Genomic DNA, 21426 nt, shown 5'->3' with positions numbered 1-21426 from the left:
TTTCTTATGGTTCGCTGGCGGGTGCCTGGTCCGGTGCGATTATGGTGACATCCGGAAAGCCAAGCTTCCGGAGGGCGCCCGCGTGCTCCCGGATTTTCTGGTGTTCGGATGCCGCTGCCTCCACGACTGCATGGCCGTTCTCGTTCCTGACCCGGAGCCGCCCTTCTACGTGGGGGCGCAGGAGCGCCTCCGCCCGCCGGATGCGGTCGATTTCGGCGCTGGTGAGATGGGTGTTGCAGGGAAAGCGCGTCGCAAGGCAGGAGGAGGACGGGACGGTGGGGACGTGATACGTCCGGGCCAGCCGCCGGATATCCTCCTTGCCGATGCCGCAGGCGGTAAAGGGGCTCACAATCCCGTACTCGGTGAGCGCCTGCATGCCGGGGCGCTCGTCCGGGCGGTCATCCGCGTTGGTCCCGTCCATCACGGCACAGAATCCTTCTGCTTTTGCAAAGGAGGTGATGATCCTCATCATCTCACGTTTACAGGCGAGGCAGCGAAGGGGTGCATTTTCCAAGACCTCCGGAATTCCCAGCATGTCGCACCGGAGAAACCGGAGAGGGATTCCCTCGCGGTCGGCGAAGTCTGCTGCCCGGTCCGGTTCGCCTGCGGGGGTAAGGCCCGTGTCGACCATCACCGCGGCAAAACGGGCGCCAGCAGCCTTTGCAACAGCCGCAAGCGTCAGACTGTCGGTTCCTCCCGAGAGTGCGATGAGGAACGGTTCGTGTGCGAGAAAGATCGTCCGGAGGCATTCCTCTGCGCCCATAGTGGCTTTGATATTGGCGGGGATATTCATCAAGGTTTGGAGAGAGGGGGCATGTTTTCCGAACTGGATTTGGGGTGCATGCCGGGCGGGAGGCAGCGCATTCGATGCCGGGGCAACTGCGAGCCATTTTTGTAGGGAAACGAGAGGGGGAAGGGCGCGCTAGCAGGTAGGCATAGAGCGGTTCCGGGTGCTCTACTCGAAAATACTAATATCGTCCCTGTGTAAGTGTGTACTACTATGGCGCGGAAGAAGAAGGAAACAGCGGAACCGCAGTCGGTCCTGTACTATTTTTACACGCAGGAACGCTGGGACAACTGGTTGAAGACGCTCGAAGAGATGAGTTTTGAAGAGGACCCGGAATCGGAGGATATGCCGGAAGGCCTGCATTCGCTCAATAATTTTACCGAGGATATCAATGTCTCCGTCCTGAAGATCGTCAAGCTCTTCCAGAACGGGAGTTATTCGGCACCGACTGCCACGGAAAAGCTCAATGAGGTCGAGGCAATCATCATGGGGCCGATTCCCGATTCCGAGATCGCCGATATCATCGCGGGTGTCCAGATGCGCTTCCTCGTCCTTTTTGCCGCCTGCAAGAAGCTTTTTGAGGGGAGTGCCTCCGGTGAGATAAAGGACCTCGTCAAGGACGGACGGGCCCTCGGGGACGAGAAGGCCGAGGAGTCACTGGAGGTCGCGGCGACGATCGGCGCCCTCGTCCTCGATGGCGGCTCGTGCTGCGGGAAGTATCTCCGCGGCGACTTCGAGGAGCCATGCCTCTTCGACGACTGGCTCATCGAGGTGGATGAGATGGGCACAGCAATGAAGACCCTGAAGAACTTCGAGGAGCAGTTCGGGGAAGGGATCTGATACCCGCATCTGATGATGCACCTGACATTCTTTTTTTCAGGAATTTCAGCACAAATCCGGGTGGAATCTTCATTTGATGAATTTTCAGTTGATACATCTTCATTTGATATCTGGTGAACCGTCGTGATTGCCGCAAAGGCCCGGTTCCGGGCTGCCAAGAAACTTCAGAGCATGGTGGGGTACCGCATCCCCGAGAAGGTCTTTTCCGGGCCGTTTCTCGAGGTGATGGTCTCGAACATCGATTACGACAACCTCGACCGCGGCCTGCGCGAGCAGCTGATGAACATCTTCAAGGACTTTCTCGACTGCCGGTGCCGCGACTCGCCGATGTGCGGCTGCCCGGAGCGAAAGTTCACCCGCACCATCCTGGAACTGCGGATGGAGGGCCTCGACCACCGGGGCATCTCCCAAGTCCTCCTTGACGAGTACGGCATCGAGCTCTACCCGATGGATATCATGAGCTTTCTCGAGGAGAGCGTGCACGTTCTCGAGGCGGTGTGCGACGTGGCCGAGATCGAAGGAAGCGAGGAGATCGTTGAGAAGACGAAGGATGCGTTGAGGGGGCTGGAGGGGTGATGTTCTATTTCAGGATGCGGAAGGCCTCGTGTGCGATGAATTTTGCAAGAGATTGCAATCGTGTTCTTTCCACTCTATGATGGAATGATCCTGTCATCCGTACATCTCGCTTCTGAATGGTAATTTCGTCGATTATGGCTGACATTTTTAGGCAAAATTTTGACGATAATCGATGATTTCCCTCACCATGTATGAATGCACCGATTTCTCATTTTTGTGGAGGTCTTTATAAGAAACGCTTAAATATGGGGTATTTTTGGAAAAACAGCGCGAAAAATAGCATCGATACAGATGCAAAATGCGGGCGGATCGCACTCTCTCCCGACCACTGGCACCTGCGAAAAAAAGAGGTCCTGAAACGGCGAATATCGTCCTTGGAATATACTCTGTTTTGTAAATAGTAGGCGAATCATCCTCCTTTCCTCAAGGCCCGATAATCACGGACAAAAGGGTCAAATTCAGCTTCTTTTGGCCTGAAATATGGGGTTTTTCACCTCATTATGGAGGGGGTATGGCCCCATTCTGTGCATAACTGTCTGACGAATCGATCCGTTCAGTCGCTCTTCTTCCCCCGAAGGATACCGAAGATCCCGAGGATCTCCCCAGCAAATTCCGCGTTCAGCTTGTAGAGGCTTCCAAGATAGATGACAGCCCCTACGGCGACGACGGCAAAGAGGGTGATGATGGAGTCGATGTCGATGAGCGCGTTCAGGACGGCTATCACGATGCCCATTAGAAGGGAGGCGACGATGATATGGGTGAGCATGGAAACGTTCACGTTGACGCGGATGTGCTGGCGGAGGAAGAGGTAGCGGGTGCCGAGGATAACGGCGCCTGCCATGACGGTTGCGACGCCGGCACCGGTGAGTCCCATGGAGGGGATGAGGATGATGTTGAGAACGATATTGAGGGAGGCCCCGATGAGGGTGGAGAGGGCGGTTTCTTTGACGCGATCAATTGCCGTGAGTGTGTTGCCGAGGATCATATTGGCACAAATGAAGATCTGGAAGATCAGCAGGAAGATCAGAACTGTAGAACCCGATGAGAAATCGTTGCCGTAGAGAATGGGGAGAAGCTCATTGTGAAGCACGATTCCACCTGCTGCCATTGGCAGTGCAAGGGTGAGGGCAAAAGGGATTGCCTTTTTCAGGCCATTTTCAATGGCACCGATATTACCTTCTGTTGCAGAGCGGGAAAATCGTGGATAGATAGTGGATCCAATTGCTGTTGCGGCAAAATTTCCAATCACGGTAAGCTGGAATGCAATGGCGTATACACCGACTTCGCTGTTGGTGAAGAAGTAGCCGAGCATGATGCGATCGGTGTTGTTCAGGAGGACGGCGCCGACGACGGCTCCTGCGGCGAAGAATGCGAAGATGATGAGCTGCTTGATATGGGTCCGGGAGAATGAAGCGAATCGAAGGGGGATATGCCGAAGCAGCATCACGATGCCTGCAAGGTATCCGAAAACAAACCCGCCTACCATACCTGAAATGGAAAATCCTAAGAATACTGCGATGACTTGAATGATAATCCGCAGAATACTGGTTAACAGGTTTGAGATCTCGCGAAGGCCCCAGTTCCCTGTCGCCTGCATTCCTGCCGCAAGCATCCCCCAGAACGAGGCAAGGACAATTGCAGCAATGAGCCATGGCATAAGGCCGCTTTCGTTGAGATCAACGAAGAGATCCTGGGTTATGTAGAGCGCTGTGACAACGCAAATGAGCAGAATGATTTTCAGGGAGAGATAGGCGGAAAAATACTGGTTCTCTTCTTTACCCTCAGAAACCTTCTTGACCACTGCCGAGGTGATACCGGTATCGGTAAAGAGGGTGATGATTCCAAAGTATGAAAGGAAAAGCGCGTAAGCTCCGTACCCGTCGGAACCGATTACCCGGGCGATATATATGGTGGAGAGAAACCCGAGTGCCGTGATGATGATCTGCGAATTGAAGGATATCAGGCTCTGGCGACGGATGGGGTCGATGGACAGGACGCGTTCGATGGCTTTCTTCATTGATGATTAGATATTGATTGGGGCAGGTTTCCACATAAATCTATGAGATATTTCTTATTGCCTGAAGGAGATATGAGAACGAACCGAAGAATGCAGTTGATCCAGAGAAGGGGCATACTGCAGTTCATGGCGATGGAAGAGGAGTACAATGGGGTTATTTGGATCATCGGGTATCAGAAGGGAATTTTCGTCGTCGCTCGTTGAGATATGCCTCCGGGTTGGGCAGATTATGGGCGAGGGAGCGCAGACAGTGATACTCGGCCGCGATGCCCGGACGACCGGCCCCCTCCTTGCGCACGCGTTCTCTGCCGGGATCCTTGGTTCCGGGGGATGTGTCTGGGACGGGGGCGTCGCTCCGACCCCGACGGTTGCCTATGCGACCCGGGATGCCTCGGCCGGTGCCATGATCACCGCGTCACACAACCCTGAACCGTACAATGGGATTAAGCTCTTCAATCCGGATGGATCGTCGTTCTTTCTTTCCCAGCAAAGTGAAATTGAGGAGAGGATTGGGTCAGGTGTCTATCCGCCGGTGACAGGTAGGGGTCGGAATGATCGCCGGGATATTGTTACGCCGCATATGGACGCAATCCTCGGGAAAATCTCCCTTCCCTCAAAAAGCAGAATTGTTCTCGACTGCGGGAACGGTGCAGGTAGCGTGATTACGCCCCGGCTTTTCGGTGCAGCCGGGGGGAAATGCCTTGCCGTAAACGCGAATGTCTGCGGGCGGTTTGCCCGCCCGTCCGAACCGCTGGAAGAAAATCTTCACCACCTTCCTTCACTTATTCGGGAGAACAGCGCGACCTGTGGCATCGCCCATGACGGCGATGCCGACCGGATGATGGGCTTTGACGCGAAAGGAAGGTATATCTCCGGGGATATGATGCTGATGCTCTTCGCCGAATGGCTCGGGGCAAAGAAGGTGGTGACGACCTTCGATGCGTCGATGGCGATCGAGGAGGTTGCCGAGGTACAGCGTACCCCTGTTGGGGACTCCTTCGTTTCCGAACGCCTTGCGTCATGGGGCGACTTTGGAGGGGAACCATCTGGGAGCTGGATCTTCCCGGATCATTCCCTCTGCCCGGACGGGATTTATGCGGCTGGACTCTTTGCGATGATCGCTTCGGAGTGGGATGTCGCCGAGTGGTATGATACGGCACCGCAGTATCCCGTTCTGCGGGACTCGGTCCGGTGTGTTGATGCCCCTGCGGTGATGAAAGCGCTTGGGGCGGAGAGCCCGACCATCGGCCTGCGGCGTGAGCAGGAGAATGGGTGGATTCTCATCCGGGCGAGCGGGACGGAACCGAAGATACGGCTTACTGTTGAAGCACAAGAGAAGGCAGATGCGAAAAAATACCTTGAAATCGGCCATTCTCTCCTTCGTGAAGGGATAACAAAGATTAGGAAAGAACAATAAGAGAAACCTATGCAATGCGTGCTTCTTGCGGCAGGTATGGGGAAGCGGATGTGGCCGCTGACCGCGACCCGTCCCAAGGTGATGATTCCCATCGCAAACCGACCGATGCTCGCCCATCTTGTGAGCGCTGCCGCCGGTGCCGGCTTCGATGACATCGTGTGCGTCGTCGGGTACCGTGAAGAAGCCGTCCGGAGCTATTTCGGAAAGGGCGAACGCTGTGGTGTGAAGATATCCTATGTCGTCCAGAGGAGCCAGCGGGGGACAGGGGATGCTCTTCTCTCGGCCGAGCACCTGCTGGAGGATGAGTTTGTCCTCCTGAATGGTGACATGCTCCTCTCAGAGGAGGATCTCCGGAGGATCTCCGGGACGGGAGGTGTCTGCATGGGGCTTGCAGAGGTGGAAGATCCGAAGGAGTATGGCGTCGTCGAGGTGGAGGCCGACCGGATCACCGGACTGTACGAGAAGACACCGAATCCACCGACGAACCTGATCAATGCGGGGGCGTACCGCCTTGACGCACGGATTTTCGGGTACCTGCGCACCTGCCCTGTCTCGGAACGGGGCGAGGTCGAACTCACCGATGCGCTCCAGGAGTATATTCGCAGTGGAGAACTGCAGGCGATGCTCCTCTCCTCATGGATGGACATCGGTCAACCGTGGAACGTTCTTGATGCGAATGCCCTCTGCATGGACCATATGGAAACGAAGGTTTCGGGGACGGTGGAGGAGAATGTCATTTTGCATGGGCCGGTCGTGGTGAAAGAGGGCGCCGTCGTGAAATCAGGCACCTATATCGAAGGACCGTGTATCATCGGGGAGAACTGCCGCATCGGGCCGCATGCCTATATCCGGGGCTCGACCGCTATCGGAGCGAACTGCCACATCGGGCACAGTGTCGAGGTGAAAAATTCCGTCATCTTCCCGAACACGAACATCCCCCATTTCAATTATGTGGGCGATAGCGTCATCGGTTCGGGATGCAATCTGGGCGCAGGGACGAAGGTTGCGAACCTCCGGCATGACAACCGGTCAGTGAGGGTGGGTAGTCAGGATACGAAGAGGAGAAAGTTCGGTGCTGTCATCGGCGATGACGTCCTCTTCGGCATCAACTGTTCCGTGAACGTCGGCGCCGCCATTGGCCGGGGTGCGAGAATCGGCCCCCACTCGTATGTCAGCGGCATCGTCGGGGAAGATGCAATTATCAGGTGATACATGATGCAGGCAGTCATTCTTGCCGGAGGAGAAGGGTCGCGGATGCGGCCTCTCACGAAGAACCGGCCCAAGGCAATGATCCCCGTGGGGGGAAAACCGATCCTCGGACATGTCATCGATTCGGTCGTCGCGGCCGGAATTCGAGATATCGTCGTGGTGGTGGGATATAAAAAAGAACAGGTGATCCGGTATCTCGATACCTTCGACCTGGATATCACCGTGGTCATCCAGAAACGACAGTTGGGAGTGATGGATGCCCTCTCGTGTGCCCTGGATGTAATCCGTGATGATTTTGTTGTGCTTCCGGGGGACAATTACATCGATGCCGCCTCAATCCGCAAGGTCGCCGGTGAGCCGCGTTCACTTCTTGTCACCCACCACCCGGAACCATCGAACTTCGGGGTGGTGACTGTCGCGGATGAGATGGTACGTAAAATCGAGGAGAAACCGGGTCATCCGGAGAGTTCCCTTGTGAGTACCGGTGTATTCCACCTTGACCCGGCGGTCTATCCCTATCTTGGGGGCGGGGAACTTCCTGACGCGGTAAATGCTGCCATTGCGGATGGTTTCTCCTTCCGTTCCGTGTGGGCGGATGCGTGGGACGATGCCGTGTTCCCCTGGCACCTGCTCAGGCTGAATGAGAAGATCCTCTCCTCTCTTGAAGGCTCCACCGGGGGAACCGTCGCCCGCGATGTGGTGATCGCAGGGTCGGTGCGAATTGGGAAGAACAGCCGAATCCATCCGGGTGTCGTCATCACGGGGCCGGTGGTCATCGGGGACAACTGTGATATCGGTCCTCATGTTGTCATCGATGGGGGCACGTCCATCGGGTCCGGCGTGCGAATTGCGCCGTATTCGCATCTGGGGACATCCCTCGTGATGGACGATGTTCACGTGGGCCCGTATTCATCCCTTCACAGGGCAGTCATTGGCGAAGGCGTGGATCTCCAGTCCCATACCGCCATCCACCCCACGAAGAGCATCGTCGATATGGGGGAGGGGCTCATCCGCGCAAAGTTTGGGGCGGTCATCGGTGACCGTTCCTCATCGGCACCATTCACCCATTACGCCGGGGCTATCGTGGGAAGCGATGTCCGTATCGGAACCGGACAGAAGATCGAGGGGACGATCCCCGACGGAACTCTGGTGAGATAGCCATGTGCGGGATTGTCGGGTATGTCGGCTGGCGCAATGCCGAATCGGTTCTGGTGCAGGGGCTGCGGGCGCTGGAGTACCGGGGGTATGATTCGTATGGGCTTGCGATCTCGGATGGTACCCTCTCGGTGGTAAAGGACGCAGGACGAATATCCGATTACCGTACCAATGGCGTCTCTTCAGGAGCCGTCGGTATCGGCCATACCCGATGGGCAACCCATGGGGTTCCGTCCGCGAAGAATGCCCACCCGCATACCGACTGCACCGGGAACTTTGCGATCGTCCATAACGGGATCATTGAAAATTACTCGGCTCTTCGCGCGGAACTTTTAGCCGCCGGACACATCTTTTCCTCCGATACCGACAGCGAGGTGATTGCCCATCTCTTTGAAGAGTGTTATGACGGTGATCTGCTGGGGTCGCTCCGGGAGGTTGTTGCGCGGCTGGAGGGGTCGTATGCGGTGCTCGTGATCTCTGCACAGGATGATGCCATCGCCGCCGCCCGGAACCGGAGCCCGCTTGTGATAGGAGTGGGGGACGGTGAGATGGTGTGTGCCTCCGATTTGCTTCCTGTCATTCAGTACACGAGGGATGTCATCTTTCTCGAGGACGGGGATTGTGCGCTCGTTTCAAAGGATTCGCTCAGGATCGAAAACGGTGAAGGGCCGGTCGTACGGGCCCAACAGTTTGTGGCCTATGACCCGGAAGCGGCCAAAAAGACCGGGTTCGACCACTACATGATCAAGGAGATCTTCGAGGAGCCGGAGGCGTTTTCACGAACGCTTGCTGCCATGCAGGATATCGAGGAGATGCAGACAGTTTTGAAAGGGGCAAGGGGGATGACTGTCGTCGCCTCCGGGACCTCCTATCACGCCGGGATGATCTTCCGGTACCTGATGGAGGAATTCAGTGAACTTCCTGTCCGGACCGAGATAGCCTCGGAATTCCGTTACGTCCGGCCGTCGCCGGACGAGGTGGTGCTCGTAATCTCCCAGTCGGGGGAGACGGCAGACGCGCTCGCGGCACTTCGGCGGGCGAAGTTCCACCGGTGCCGCACTGTGGCGCTCACGAATACCCTTGGAAGTTCGATCACGCGTGAGGCGGACCATGTATTCTATACGGCGGCGGGGCCCGAGATCAGCGTCGCTGCGACGAAGTCGTTTATCGCGCAGCTCGCAGCGCTGATGAAGATCGTCTCTCTTTCGCAGGGTGCACAATGTTCGCTTCTTTTGGCTGACGTCAAGCAGGCGATCGAGGCGGTTCTCCAGCTGGATGTGACAAAAGCGACGGATGCCTGTGCCGGAGCGTCGACGCTCATCGCCATCGGGCGTGGCGTCTTCTATCCGGTGGCCCTCGAGGCCGCCCTGAAGATGAAGGAGATATCCTATATCCACGCCGAAGGGTATGCGGGGGGCGAGCTCAAGCACGGACCGTTTGCCCTTCTCAGCGAAGAGACGCCGGTCGTCGCCTTCGTTCCCCCGGGGGAGACGCGAAACCTGATGCTTGCGAATCTAAAGGAGATTGCATCCCGGCAGGCCCCGATCATCGCCATTGCCGACCCCGGAGATGTCGATGTGGCGGATATCGCAGAGGTGGTGATCCCGGTCCGGCACCGGAATGTCTTCGCCGATGTCGCCGCTTACACGGTAGCGGCGCAGATGCTCTCGTACGAGGTGGCAAAGCGGCTGGGGCGGGACATCGACAAGCCGCGAAACCTCGCGAAGAGCGTGACGGTGGAATAATTGTCTGGGCGATGGGGCCCAATAACATCAAAATTGTCCAATGTGCGTGGTGATAGGCATGTACTCTTGAAAAAGCTGGGGTCTTGTTATTAGTAGTGTAATTCAAATATTTACCCGTTCATCAATAGATTCTGGGATGGTGCGATCATTCACTTTGGTAAGAATACGTTAGGGGAGAATGCAATTATTTCAGAGAATGTTGTCTTTGGTTATCCATCACGGCAACGTCTGGAGGAAACCGACTTTCCGGGAACGGTGATTGGAAGAAATGCTGTCATCAGGTCAGGGACCACTATATACTGTGATGTCACAGCGGGAGATAATTTTTCAACAGGTCATAATGTCGTCATCAGGGAACATACGACCATTGGGAACAATGTCTCAATTGGCACAAATACCATCATCGAAGGGAATACCAAAATTGGAAACGGGGTAAATATGCAGAGCCTGGTGTATATTCCGACAGGAGTTGTGATCGAGGATGATGTTTTCATCGGTCCAAATGCGGTCCTCACCAATGATCCGTACCCCCCGAACGACCGTGGAAATCTCAAGGGCCCGATCATCAGGAAGGGGGCCTCCATCGGTGCCAATGCCACCATTCTGCCGGGCATTGAGATAGGGGAAGGATCGCTTGTTGCCGCCGGCGCTATCGTGACGAAGGATGTGCCGCCGCATACCCTCGCCGTCGGTGCTCCTGCCCGGTTCCGCGACCTTCCTGCGGAGGCTCAGAGATGATCCCTGTTGCACGCCCATTTCTAGGAGAAGAAGAGATCGCTGCAGTCGCCGAGGTGATGCAGTCAGGGATGCTTGCACAGGGGGAGGTGGTAACGGCGTTTGAGGAGGAGTTCGCCGCGTACTGTGAAACGAAGCATGGTGTGGCGGTCAATTCCGGGACGGCCGCCCTGCACGCCGCCCTCCTTGCACTCGGTATCGGACCCGGTGATGAGGTCATCGTCCCCTCCTTCACCTTCATTGCCACGGCGACGAGCGTGAGCATGTGCGGGGCACGACCGGTGATGGTGGACGTCGAGCCCTCCACCTATACGATCGACCCGGAGGCGGTCCGGTCCGCCCTCTCTCCGGCGACGAAGGCAGTCATCGGGGTTCACCTCTTCGGTCAGCCGTTCGACATCGACCCGGTGCTGAAGATCTGCGAGGAAAAGGGTCTTGTGCTGATAGAGGATTGTGCCCAGGCACATGGGGCGACCTACCGCGGGAAGAAAGTCGGCGGATTTGGTGATGTGGGATGTTTCTCCTTCTATCCAACGAAGAACATGACATCCGGCGAAGGGGGGATGGTGACGATGGATGATGCCGAACTTGCCTCCCATATCCGGCGTATCATCAACCACGGGCAGAGCGATAAGTACCTCCATACGGAACTCGGATACAACTTCCGGATGACGAACATCGGGGCGGCCATCGGGCGCGTGCAGCTCGGAAAGCTCGATGCGATGAACGCGAGGCGCGTGGCAAACGCAGAGTGGTACAATTCTCATATCCAGAGTCAGGGGATAGCGACCCCGGTGACCCGTCCCGGGGCAACGCATGTCTATCACCAGTATGTTCTCGACGTCGATGAGGAGTGCCCGCTCTCGCGTGACGGCCTGATGGCCTACCTGCGTGAGAAGGACATCGGTTCGGCGGTGCACTACCCGATGCCGGTACATCGGCAACCGCTCTATGCTGAAAATGGGAATGGGGACTCCTGTCCCATCTCAGACAGCGCATCACAACATGTGCTCAGCCTGCCGGTGCACCCCGGTGTTGGCAGGGAAGAATGCCTCTATATTGCTGAGATACTAAACGGAGTTAAGTAAGATGGATGTTGGAGTAATCGGCGTGGGTATGATGGGGAGAAACCACGCCCGCGTTTATTCGGAACTGAAAGGGGTCGATGATGTATGGGTATTCGACCTGAATTCAGAGGCGGCAAAGGGGGTGGCAAAAAGTACCGGTGCTGTCCAAGCGGGCAGCATGGACGAACTCCTGCGAAGTGTCGATGCGCTGAGCCTCTGTGTTCCCACGCCCTATCATTTTGCAACCGCAAAAGAGGTGATCGACGCAGGCGTGAACTTACTCATCGAAAAGCCCATATGCCTCACCTCAAAGGAGGGAGAGGAACTCATTGGGTCAATACCTGATGAGCTCGTCGTCGGCGTAGGGCACATCGAGCGCTTCAACCCCATCATCCCCGAACTTGCCAGGATCGTGAAAGACCCCCTTTATGTCGAACTTAAACGGCATAATCCGGCGTCGTCACGGGTGACAGGGAGCTCCGTGGTGGAGGACCTGATGATCCATGACATCGACATCATCTTCCACGCCCTCTTTACCGGGGATTATTCAATGGAAGCGGTGTGCACCTTTGACGTCTGTGGCGCTCTTTTTGAGTTCGGGAAGACTCCCGTCTATCTCTCGGCAAGTCGGAAGGCCTCAAAGAAAGTTCGCAGCATCTCTATCGAGATGGAGGAGATGACGGTCGAAGGGGATTTCATGACACAGGAGGTCTATGTCTACCGTAAGCCCGAGAACTACCACATGGAAGCCCAGCGTTATGTACAGGAGAACATCATCGAGAAGGTGATGGTGGGGAAGATAGAGCCGCTGAAGACCGAGCTCGTCACGTTTCTCGACAGCGTGAAAAGTGGCCGGCCGTTCCCCGTCACCCCGGCACAGGCACTGGAAAATGTACATATCTGCGAATCAATTACCGGGCGAATGCATACATGAGCGGGAAACTTAAACGAATTTTGGAAGACCGCGGCCCTATCCGTACGGTGGGGGTCATCGGCATGGGCTATGTAGGCATCCCGGCGGCGGCCCTCTTTGCGGATTCGCCGGCGTTTTCGATGGTGTATGGTTTCCAGCGGGACTCAAAGAGTTCCGGCTACAAGATTGCGATGCTCAATGCGGGCGAAAGCCCCCTCAAGGGAGAGGAACCTGGTCTGGAAGAGCTTCTCGGGAAGGTGACGGGTGCCGGGAAGTTCCGGTGTACGGCTGATTTTTCCCGTATTGCAGAATGTGACGCGGTCACGCTTGCCATCCAGACGCCGTTTGCAAATCCAAAAGACCTTATTCCGGACTTCACCCCCCTCGTTGAAGGGCTCCGCAACGTCGGACGCTATCTGACGCCTGGCACGCTTGTCGTCCTGGAGTCGACGATTACGCCGGGCACGACGGAAGGGATGGCCCGGCAGATCCTCGAGGAGGAGTCAGGGCTTGTTGCAGGGGAGGACTTCTGTCTTTCCCACGCCCCCGAGCGTGTGATGGTTGGCCGTCTTTTGCAGAATATCCGGGAGCACGACAGGGTTGTCGGGGGAATCGACGAGGTCTCCACACAGCGTGCATGTGAGCTCTATGGTCCTGTCTTGACGAAGGGCCGGCTCATCCCCATGAGTGCAACCGCAGCTGAGGTCACGAAGACCGCGGAGAATACCTTCCGCGACATGCAGATTGCAGCAGCCAACCAGCTCGCCCTCTACTGCGAGGCGATGGGAATCAACTTCTACGATGTACGGGCGGGTATCGACTCCCTGAAGGGCGAGGGGATCACCCGCGCCATCCTCTGGCCCGGCGCCGGCGTCGGCGGGCACTGCCTGACGAAGGACACGTATCATCTGGAGCGGGGTGTGGAGCAGCTTGGGCCCGATGCCCTCGACTGGCCGGATGACATCGCATCCCTCTACATCACATCGCGCCGGATCAATGACTTCATGCCGACCCATATGCTCCACCTGACGGAGTCGGCCCTCCGGCAGGCAGGAAGAGACCCAAAAGCGCCCCTGAAGGGCGCGACAATCGCCCTCCTCGGCTGGGCCTTCCTCAATGACTCCGACGACGCAAGAAATACCCCGGCAGCGCCCTTCTATGAGGCGGCCCGTGCCGCCGGCGCCGAGGTCCGCGTCCACGACCCGTGGGTCGACCAGGAGACGGCACCGGACGTGCCGGAGGGTGCGGTGATCAGCCGCGACCTCGCTGACGTCCTGACCGGGGTCGATGCGTTCGTAATATTTGCTGGGCATAGGGAGTACCGGACGCTTGGTCCCGTAGAAGTGAAGAGGCTCTGCAACCATTCCCGGCCCGCTATTATTGATGGCAGGAACGTTGTCCATCCTGGTGCTTGGATAGACGCAGGTTTTGTCTACCGCGGTATCGGACGCGGCGATAAGAATGGCTATACGATATCAGAATAAATATCACATTGCAATTAGAGGGAATGTACTACTTTGAAATCTCCACAATTACTATTAATAAGGTTCTGTCATGGGAAGTGAATATCTCGAATTACTTAAAGATCAACCAGAACTATGGGATCATTTTACAAGAAAGGAAGAATATAATCCTGAATTTAGCGATCAGTATGATCGTTTTCCCTATTACCTAAGCAAAACAAGAGATATTTTTGACCCAACTGTTTCGAAATACCTAATGGATTCGGGATTTAGACCGGAGTATCCCGATGGTAAGAAATTCGCAGTCTGTCTCACCCACGACATCGACAATGTTTACCGCAGTATTCCTCAAAGAGGGTTCCATTTGGCAAAATCTCTATATTGTCGAGATAAAAATGGATTCATACGATCGTTAAAAGGTACATTCAATAAAAGGAAGCCCTTGTGCAATTTTGAAGAAATAATGGACCTGGAAGAACAATACGGTGCAAAATCGAGCTTTTATTTCCTTGCCTTACAACCAGGAGATCAGGATTATTCATATGATATCATGGATTTAAAAGATGATATCAGAAATATCAGGGACAGAGGATGGGAGGTGGGACTTCATGGTGGGCATGAAGCATATAATTCCTACGAACGCATCTCTTCAGAAAAAAAGAGGCTGGAGAATGCCCTTGGTTCTGATGTAATTGGATATCGGAACCACTATCTTCATTTTAAAACACCCGATACTTGGGAGCACCTTGCAAAAGCTGGATTCCTTTATGACACAACATTTGGTTATGCTGATTGTACCGGTTTTAGGAATGGAATGTGCCACCCATTTCAGCCATACAATCTGAATTCAAATTCAATGATTGATATCATTGAGATCCCTTTGGTCGTCATGGAAGGGACGTTATTTACTAATTATATGAGGCTTACCGGCGACGTGGCATTACAATGTGTAATGCACCTTATTGATAGAGTTTCAGAATGTTTTGGCGTATTCTGTCTTTTATGGCATAACTCCATGTTGCTAGATGGAACCTTGGAGAAAGAGGCATATGAGAAAATTCTTGAATACTGCTACCAGAAGAATGCGTGGATTACAAGCGGTGAAATGGTATTATATAATTTAATGGGGAGAAACAAATAATGCAGGAATTGGAAGATATTCGAAAATTACTTGATGCAAGATCAAAACATGGGCATTACCAAATGTTACCTCCGGCCCTAATAAATATTGAGCCAACCCTTTCGCGATTTAGCCATTCACGAAGACTCGATAATGAGAGATATGAATGGTTCTCAAAAAAAATAAATTTTAAAAATAAGAGAATATTGGATATTGGGGCAAATATTGGTTATTTTTCTTTTAGATTGGCTACCGAGATGCAGGGAAACCTTACTACCTACGAACCATTTATCGATCATTCAATTGCTATCGACACATGTAAACGTATACTAGGGCTGGACGATAATTCTTTTAATAACGTAAATCAAGGTGTTTCCCTTAAAGATATTAAAAATCTAAAAAGATATGATATTGTGCTTTTTTTTAATGTTCTCCAGCATGCAGGGGAAGATTTTGATTCAAATTTTGTTCGTAGTGTTGATGATTGGCGTGATTATGCGGTTCAATATCTTACAGAATTGCGAAATATTACGGAGTACCTTATTTTCCAAACCGGATACACTTGGTTAGGGCATGAGGGGAAATTCTGTGATGATGATGATATTTTAGATTTCACAATTGATCTCTTACGTGACGCAGGATGGAATATTGAATATTGTGGGGTTGTAACAAATCATCAATCGCCGAATTATGTTGATTATGAAATATCTAATGATTCTAAGAATGTCCATCCATTAATTAGTTTTTGGACAAAGTATGGTATTATTTTTAAGAATAAATTTTTTAATGCAAACTTGGATTATAGATTCATGGAAAGACCATTATTTATTTGCAAATCATAAATATAGCTTTGTGTGATTGCTAATGAGAAATGTAGTGATAATGGCAGATGCCAATATACGGGCGGCGATTGCAACCATCCGAGCCTTGGATGGCTATGATTTAAATTTATTCATTTCCTTTAGTAGTAATTCGTTATTGAATAAAATTGCATTTTGGAGTTATATTCATCATACCCCGTTATATTATGACAAGACCTCAAAAGATGCTTTTATATCCTCATTAATATCAATGAAGAATGAACTCGGCGACTATACGCTACTCCCCTATGGCGAACAGCAATTGAGGTGGGCAATCGCTGAAAAAGACCATCTTACTAAATGTGGCATTACAGTGCCCACTGTTGATGTAAACACTTACGAATTAATTTCAGATAAGGAAAGTTTTGTAAATCTGTGTCGAAAATTTTCAATCGATGTTCCAAAAAATGGATTGTATGATAAAACAAAATTTCTACAAAAATTTGTAATTAAACCAAAAAAGCTGATTAGCAGCTCATCGGTGCTTCAGAGCCCTAAATTGATTGAAAATGAGAAATCATTGTCTGATTTAAATCGGATGGATCTGGATCTTGACTTACATTTTACCCAAGAATATATTTCTGGACCAAGTATATATTATTGTACATGTTACAAAGAAGGTCATAATCAGTTGAGCTTCACTCAAATTAACCTCCATCAACAACCAAATGGGAAGTCTGTGATTAAATCTGCCCCATATGAATTGCCACCTGATATCGTAATAAAAATCGATACCATGTTTAAAGAAATTGGGTGGGATGGTGTAGTGATGGTTGAACTTAAAAAAGATTTGAGTTCACAAAAGTATTATGCTATCGAAGCAAATCCAAGATTCTGGGGGCCTTTGCAATTATCTATTGATAATGGGGCGAATTTTCCTGCAATTTTACTCGGGTTTGGTAATCGAATCAATACGCCCCCCGAGGCTCGTATAGGATATATTTGGTTGGCAGGATATTTAGATGGTTTAAAAATTAAGTTAATAACAAGTTCAGAATTTCAAAAATATTGCTATGTTGAAGATAAAATAAAATTCAGGGATGTGTGGTTCAGAACAGATACTTTTTGCTTTTTTTTTATAGAACTATTAATATCCGCCTGTTCAATTTTATTTGGCTGTCTTTGGAAATTAAAAAAAATTGTGGAATAAACGATTAAAATGTAGGCAATTTGGCGATTAAAATTTTGTATATTTTGTATGGACTTATCTAGGATTCAATTTAGGCAATGAGGCAAATCTAGGATTGCGGTAATATTGTGTATTCGTAATTATATTGTTGTTATTCGGTAATTTTTCCATCATCCTTTTAAAATTTCAGATTATAATTAAATTTCTTGTTCGTAAAATTATATGAGAACAAACACGATCCTCATGAAATGATAAATAAATATTTAATTCTTTGATTGAATAGAGAAATGATTGGACATGAAAAAAATATTGCATATTTTCAGTGTTTTGGGATTTAGACCACTTGAGGGGCAAATAGATTTTATTAGGAAAAATTACGATGGAAACAACCATCATTTCATATGTCTGAATCAGTCACTGCAATCTATCCACGATAGATTTTCTGTTCCTGACATCACCAAAGGGATTCATCTGGATTTTGTTAGAATAAAATTTTACAATTTTTTGCAGGCGTATAAATTCCTTGAGAAATGTAATGGTTACGATTTAATTATTTTCCATTCAATCTTCATTCCTTTTAGTTTAACATTTCTTCTTTCGTTTAAGAATGAAATTTTAAAGAAATCGGTATGGATTGTTTGGGGTGGAGATTTATATGCATATCGAGAGAAAAATAAATCTTTAACTAATTATATGATGGAGGTACTCAGAAAGAGGATTATCCCATCGTTTTATTGTATTGTCAGTAATAACTGTGACTTTCAATTGTGTAGAAAATGGTATCATAGTGCAGCAATTAATTTTCAGGCATATTATCCTTATTTAGGGGTTCAGAATGAACTTTCGTATGAAAATAAGGATACGAAAGACGCAATACATATTTTATTGGGCAACTCCGCCACAAAATCCAATCGTCATATTGATGCACTAATGTATTTAAAGAAATTTAATGAGGAAAATATTAAAATATTTATCCCTCTGTCTTATGGCGATCAAGAATATGGTAAGTACGTTGAAACATTCGCAAAAGAAATTTTTGGAGATAAGGCTATCGCTCTAAATGATTATATTGACCGAGAAAGTTATGGTCAAATCTTATCCGAGATTGACATTGGAATTTTCAATCACAATCGCCAACAGGCAATGGGTACAATATATTCTTTAATTCTATCCGGTGCTAAAATATACGCTAATGCTGATAGTTGCATATTTGAAATATTAATAAAAGAAAATGATTTGAAGGTCTACTCTATTGATGAAATTGAAAATAATTCCTTTAAAGAATTTTATGAATTTGATTCTTCAATAGCATCAGAAAATAGACATAAAACTCAAGTATTTCTAAGTAATCAGAATTTAAAATTTCAATGGGATAAGGTATTTAGTTTGCCATCAAATAATAATCAGCTATCATGATACCATATAGTTCACCGAGTATTACCTCTCTAGAAATTGAGTATGTTGTAGATTGCCTCAAGAATAAGAGAATCAGTGGTGATGGTGAATATACTAAAAGGGTAACTGAAATTTTCAAAAAGAAATTCAATATCAATAATTTTCTTCTTACCACTTCCTGTACACATGCTCTCGAATTAAGTGCATTTTTAATCGATATTCGAAAAGGTGACGAGGTTATAATGCCCTCCTATACTTTTGTATCCACAGCAAATGCCTTTATGTTAAGGGGTGCAAGACCAGTATTTGTTGATATTGATCCTTTAACCTTAAATATGGATTCAACAACGATTGAGGAGCATATTACACCTAAAACGAAGGCAATATGTCCGGTCCATTATGCGGGTGTACCATGCGAGATGGATTCAATTAATGCAACTGCAGCAGAGCATGATATTTTTGTTATTGAGGATGCAGCCCAGGCGGTGGGTTCCACTTACCATGGAAAATATGCTGGCACTTTAGGAGATATGGGCTGCTACAGCTTTCATGAAACAAAAAATTACTGCATGGGTGAAGGAGGAGGCCTTGTCATAAATGACCCCCGCTATCTTGAGAGGGCAGAAATTCTCAGAGAGAAAGGGACAAACAGGAGCCAGTTTATTCAAGGGCTAGTAGACAAATATACCTGGCATGATATAGGATCATCATATTTACCATCGGATCTGTTAGCAGCATTACTTACTGCTCAAATGGAAAGATTTGAAGAAATAATGAGTAAACGCCTTAATATTTGGGACATTTACAATGAAGCCTTCAAAGAACTGGAGGATGACGGATTAGTTATTCGGCCACATGTACCTAATGGCTGCACACACAATGCACATATATATTATCTTATACTTCCCTCCGAGGAAATCAGAAATGGATTGTTGAATCACTTAAATAATAATAATATTCAAGCAGTATTTCATTACATGCCACTGCATATCTCGACGATGGGTGGGAAATTGGGGTACAAGAAAGGTGATTTACAAGTAACAGAACAATTAGCGAATAATATTTTGAGGTTACCAATTTTCGTGGATTTGGATGATAAAGAATTAATAAAAATTATCGATTTAATAATACAATTTTTGAAATATTGAATATATAAGATAGAGGGAATTATGAAATTATTACTATGTCTTAATACAAAAAAAGGATATTCTATTCTTGATTCAATAATTTCACAGAAAAAAAACGAAATTATTGGTTCCGTAATTTCATATACACAACGATTTGAAGAAGTAGATTATGGGTTTAAAATTCAAGAATTATGTGAAAAAAATAATATTGATTATTTGGATTGGCACGAAACAAAGCAGAATTTGGATGATATCATTGAAACAAGAGAGATTTCAGGAATAATTGCAATTGGGTGGCAATATCTTATACCAATGAGTTTAAACAATTTTCTACCAGATAAAATTGTAATATTCCATGATAGTTTATTGCCAAAATATCGAGGATTTAGTCCACTTGCGAATGCAATAATTAGGGGAGATTCTAAAACAGGTCTCACAGTATTATATGCAGCGGAAAAAGTGGATGCAGGTGATATTTTACTTCAAAAAGAGATGAAAATTGATAATTCTTCATATATTTCTGATTTAATCGATATAATGTCCGAAATATATATCGAAGCCTTTTTTGAGTTTTTGTCATTGGTTGAGAAGAGTAAATTGGCACCTATCCCACAAGATAACGATCATGCAACTTATGGTATTTGGAGAAACCCTGAAGATAATTTAATCGATTGGAATGGGTCTGCTAATACGATTCGAAATTTGATCCGTGCCTCAGGTTTACCTTATTCAGGTGCTTATTCATTCCTTTCCGGTAAACTGATTCGTATCTGGAGATGCGAGGTTTTAAATTATGATTTATTCTTCGAAGTTAGAGACAGCGGAAAAATTTGGCAAATCGAAGATGGGTTTCCAATAATAATTTGTGGACAAGGTCTTCTGAAGGTGACATCAGCATCATATAATGATGGATCCGATGCTCTTCCAATAAGAAAGGTAAGGCAACGGTTTGAATCGAAATGAATAATCATGAATTGCACCTTAATTTAATTTCATGAAAGGTATCATATTGGCTGGGGGTAAAGGCACCCGTCTCTACCCAATGACAATATCAGTATCCAAGCAGTTACTTCCCATCTATGACAAACCTTTAGTATATTATCCATTATCGGTTCTTTTACTTGCGGGAATTAAGGATATTTTAATCATTTCAACACCTGATGATATTAATTCATATAAGAGATTGCTTGGTGATGGTTCCCGCCTAGGAGTTAATTTTTCATATCTAGTGCAAAATCGACCAAGGGGGCTTGCAGAAGCTTTTATCCTTGGTGAGGATTTCATAGGAGATGACAATGTCTGCCTCATACTTGGGGATAATGTATTTTATGGGCAGGGATTCTCTTCCATTCTTGAGAAAGCAAGGACAAAAAAAGAGGGTGCAACCATATTTGGGTATCAGGTTTCGAATCCCAGTGAATTTGGAATAGTTGAGTTTAATGAAAATGGAAGGGTCCTCTCAGTTGAAGAAAAACCAAATAACCCCAAGTCCAAGTTTGCAATTCCTGGTCTATATTTTTATGATAATCAGGTCGTTGAGATTGCAAAAAATATTCGGCCTTCATCTCGTGGTGAAATTGAGATTACGTCTGTCAATGAAGAGTACTTAAAAAAAGGTGAATTAGACGTAATTCTCTTGGGAAGAGGTATGGCATGGCTAGATACCGGGACTCCTCAAGGCATGCTCCTTGCTAGTTCATACGTTGAAGCAGTTCAACAACGTCAGGGTCTCTATATCGCATGTATTGAAGAAATTGCTTGGAGACAAGGATTCATAAATGGCGATGAGCTTCGGGCTCTTGGGGATGATTTATATATGACTGACTATGGCCAATACATATTATCATTATTAGATTCTAATTGTGACTAGT

General features: G+C 49.0%; 19 protein-coding genes. 17 read left to right on the top strand and 2 right to left on the bottom strand.

Translation table 11 applies throughout. The annotated features are described in order from the left end of the window. Positions 1 to 4: 4 nt before the first annotated feature. A complete protein-coding gene (gene larE, locus AZH53_RS05670; protein ID WP_319642552.1) occupies positions 5 to 763 on the bottom strand; it encodes an ATP-dependent sacrificial sulfur transferase LarE in 759 nt (252 codons plus the stop codon). Between the two features lie 237 nt (positions 764 to 1000). Between larE and AZH53_RS05665 the strand changes: the two genes are divergently transcribed. Next, positions 1001 to 1627, top strand: a complete 627-nt coding sequence (locus AZH53_RS05665; RefSeq protein WP_319642551.1) for a DUF2150 family protein — start codon at positions 1001 to 1003, stop codon at positions 1625 to 1627. A 123-nt stretch (positions 1628 to 1750) separates the two neighbouring features. Continuing rightward, positions 1751 to 2203, top strand: a complete 453-nt coding sequence (locus tag AZH53_RS05660) for a DUF5814 domain-containing protein (protein WP_319642550.1) — start codon at positions 1751 to 1753, stop codon at positions 2201 to 2203. 553 nt (positions 2204 to 2756) lie between these two features. Here the strand turns inward: AZH53_RS05660 and AZH53_RS05655 are convergent. After that, positions 2757 to 4220, bottom strand: a complete 1464-nt coding sequence (locus AZH53_RS05655; RefSeq protein ID WP_319642549.1) for an oligosaccharide flippase family protein — start codon at positions 4218 to 4220, stop codon at positions 2757 to 2759. A gap of 148 nt (positions 4221 to 4368) precedes the next feature. Between AZH53_RS05655 and AZH53_RS05650 the strand changes: the two genes are divergently transcribed. The 15 genes from AZH53_RS05650 (at position 4369) to rfbA (ending at position 21425) form a co-directional block, all read left to right on the top strand. Next, complete coding sequence (locus tag AZH53_RS05650) at positions 4369 to 5637, top strand: phosphopentomutase/phosphoglucosamine mutase (protein ID WP_319642548.1); 1269 nt, start codon at positions 4369 to 4371, stop codon at positions 5635 to 5637. Positions 5638 to 5646: 9 nt separating this feature from the next. Beyond that, positions 5647 to 6846 (top strand): bifunctional sugar-1-phosphate nucleotidylyltransferase/acetyltransferase, encoded by a 1200-nt coding sequence (gene glmU, locus AZH53_RS05645; RefSeq protein WP_319642547.1) that lies wholly within the window; start codon positions 5647 to 5649, stop codon positions 6844 to 6846. A 3-nt stretch (positions 6847 to 6849) separates the two neighbouring features. Beyond that, entirely contained in the window at positions 6850 to 8004 is a 1155-nt protein-coding gene (locus AZH53_RS05640) for a sugar phosphate nucleotidyltransferase (protein ID WP_319642546.1), read from the top strand. Positions 8005 to 8006: 2 nt separating this feature from the next. After that, positions 8007 to 9746 carry a glutamine--fructose-6-phosphate transaminase (isomerizing) gene (gene glmS, locus AZH53_RS05635; RefSeq protein ID WP_319642545.1) on the top strand — a complete coding sequence of 580 codons (1740 nt, stop codon included), beginning with the start codon at positions 8007 to 8009 and terminating at the stop codon, positions 9744 to 9746. 255 nt (positions 9747 to 10001) lie between these two features. Next, positions 10002 to 10484, top strand: coding sequence for an acyltransferase (locus AZH53_RS11415; RefSeq protein ID WP_406600374.1), 483 nt, complete (start codon positions 10002 to 10004; stop codon positions 10482 to 10484). Continuing rightward, positions 10481 to 11569, top strand: a complete 1089-nt coding sequence (locus AZH53_RS05625) for a DegT/DnrJ/EryC1/StrS family aminotransferase (RefSeq protein ID WP_319642543.1) — start codon at positions 10481 to 10483, stop codon at positions 11567 to 11569. The genes AZH53_RS11415 and AZH53_RS05625 overlap by 4 nt, the downstream gene beginning before the upstream one ends. Before the next feature lies 1 nt (position 11570). After that, positions 11571 to 12482, top strand: a complete 912-nt coding sequence (locus AZH53_RS05620; RefSeq protein WP_319642542.1) for a Gfo/Idh/MocA family oxidoreductase — start codon at positions 11571 to 11573, stop codon at positions 12480 to 12482. Then, entirely contained in the window at positions 12479 to 13945 is a 1467-nt protein-coding gene (locus AZH53_RS05615; RefSeq protein WP_319642541.1) for a nucleotide sugar dehydrogenase, read from the top strand. The genes AZH53_RS05620 and AZH53_RS05615 overlap by 4 nt, the downstream gene beginning before the upstream one ends. Before the next feature lie 70 nt (positions 13946 to 14015). Then, the gene (locus tag AZH53_RS05610) at positions 14016 to 15065 is read left to right on the top strand and encodes a polysaccharide deacetylase family protein (RefSeq protein WP_319642540.1); all 1050 of its coding nucleotides are present in this window, start codon (positions 14016 to 14018) and stop codon (positions 15063 to 15065) included. After that, complete coding sequence (locus AZH53_RS05605; protein ID WP_319642539.1) at positions 15065 to 15886, top strand: DUF1698 domain-containing protein; 822 nt, start codon at positions 15065 to 15067, stop codon at positions 15884 to 15886. Before AZH53_RS05610 ends, AZH53_RS05605 begins: the two co-directional genes overlap by 1 nt. Positions 15887 to 15926: 40 nt before the next feature. Further along, the gene (locus AZH53_RS05600; protein WP_319642538.1) at positions 15927 to 17054 is read left to right on the top strand and encodes a hypothetical protein; all 1128 of its coding nucleotides are present in this window, start codon (positions 15927 to 15929) and stop codon (positions 17052 to 17054) included. 276 nt (positions 17055 to 17330) lie between these two features. Next, positions 17331 to 18449 carry a TDP-N-acetylfucosamine:lipid II N-acetylfucosaminyltransferase gene (locus tag AZH53_RS05595; protein WP_319642537.1) on the top strand — a complete coding sequence of 373 codons (1119 nt, stop codon included), beginning with the start codon at positions 17331 to 17333 and terminating at the stop codon, positions 18447 to 18449. Continuing rightward, on the top strand, positions 18446 to 19576 hold the full coding sequence (gene rffA / locus AZH53_RS05590) for a dTDP-4-amino-4,6-dideoxygalactose transaminase (protein WP_319642536.1): 1131 nt from the start codon (positions 18446 to 18448) through the stop codon (positions 19574 to 19576). The genes AZH53_RS05595 and rffA overlap by 4 nt, the downstream gene beginning before the upstream one ends. Positions 19577 to 19597: 21 nt before the next feature. Next, a complete protein-coding gene (locus AZH53_RS05585; RefSeq protein ID WP_319642535.1) occupies positions 19598 to 20518 on the top strand; it encodes a methionyl-tRNA formyltransferase in 921 nt (306 codons plus the stop codon). Between the two features lie 31 nt (positions 20519 to 20549). Next, on the top strand, positions 20550 to 21425 hold the full coding sequence (gene rfbA, locus AZH53_RS05580) for a glucose-1-phosphate thymidylyltransferase RfbA (protein ID WP_319642534.1): 876 nt from the start codon (positions 20550 to 20552) through the stop codon (positions 21423 to 21425). Position 21426: the final 1 nt, after the last annotated feature.

Source organism: Methanovulcanius yangii (assembly GCF_018687785.1).
In the GTDB taxonomy this organism is placed as follows: Archaea; Halobacteriota; Methanomicrobia; order Methanomicrobiales; family Methanomicrobiaceae; genus Methanovulcanius; species Methanovulcanius yangii.
The sequence above is the reverse complement of the archived record's forward strand: the minus strand, read 5'-3'. Positions and strand labels throughout refer to the sequence as shown.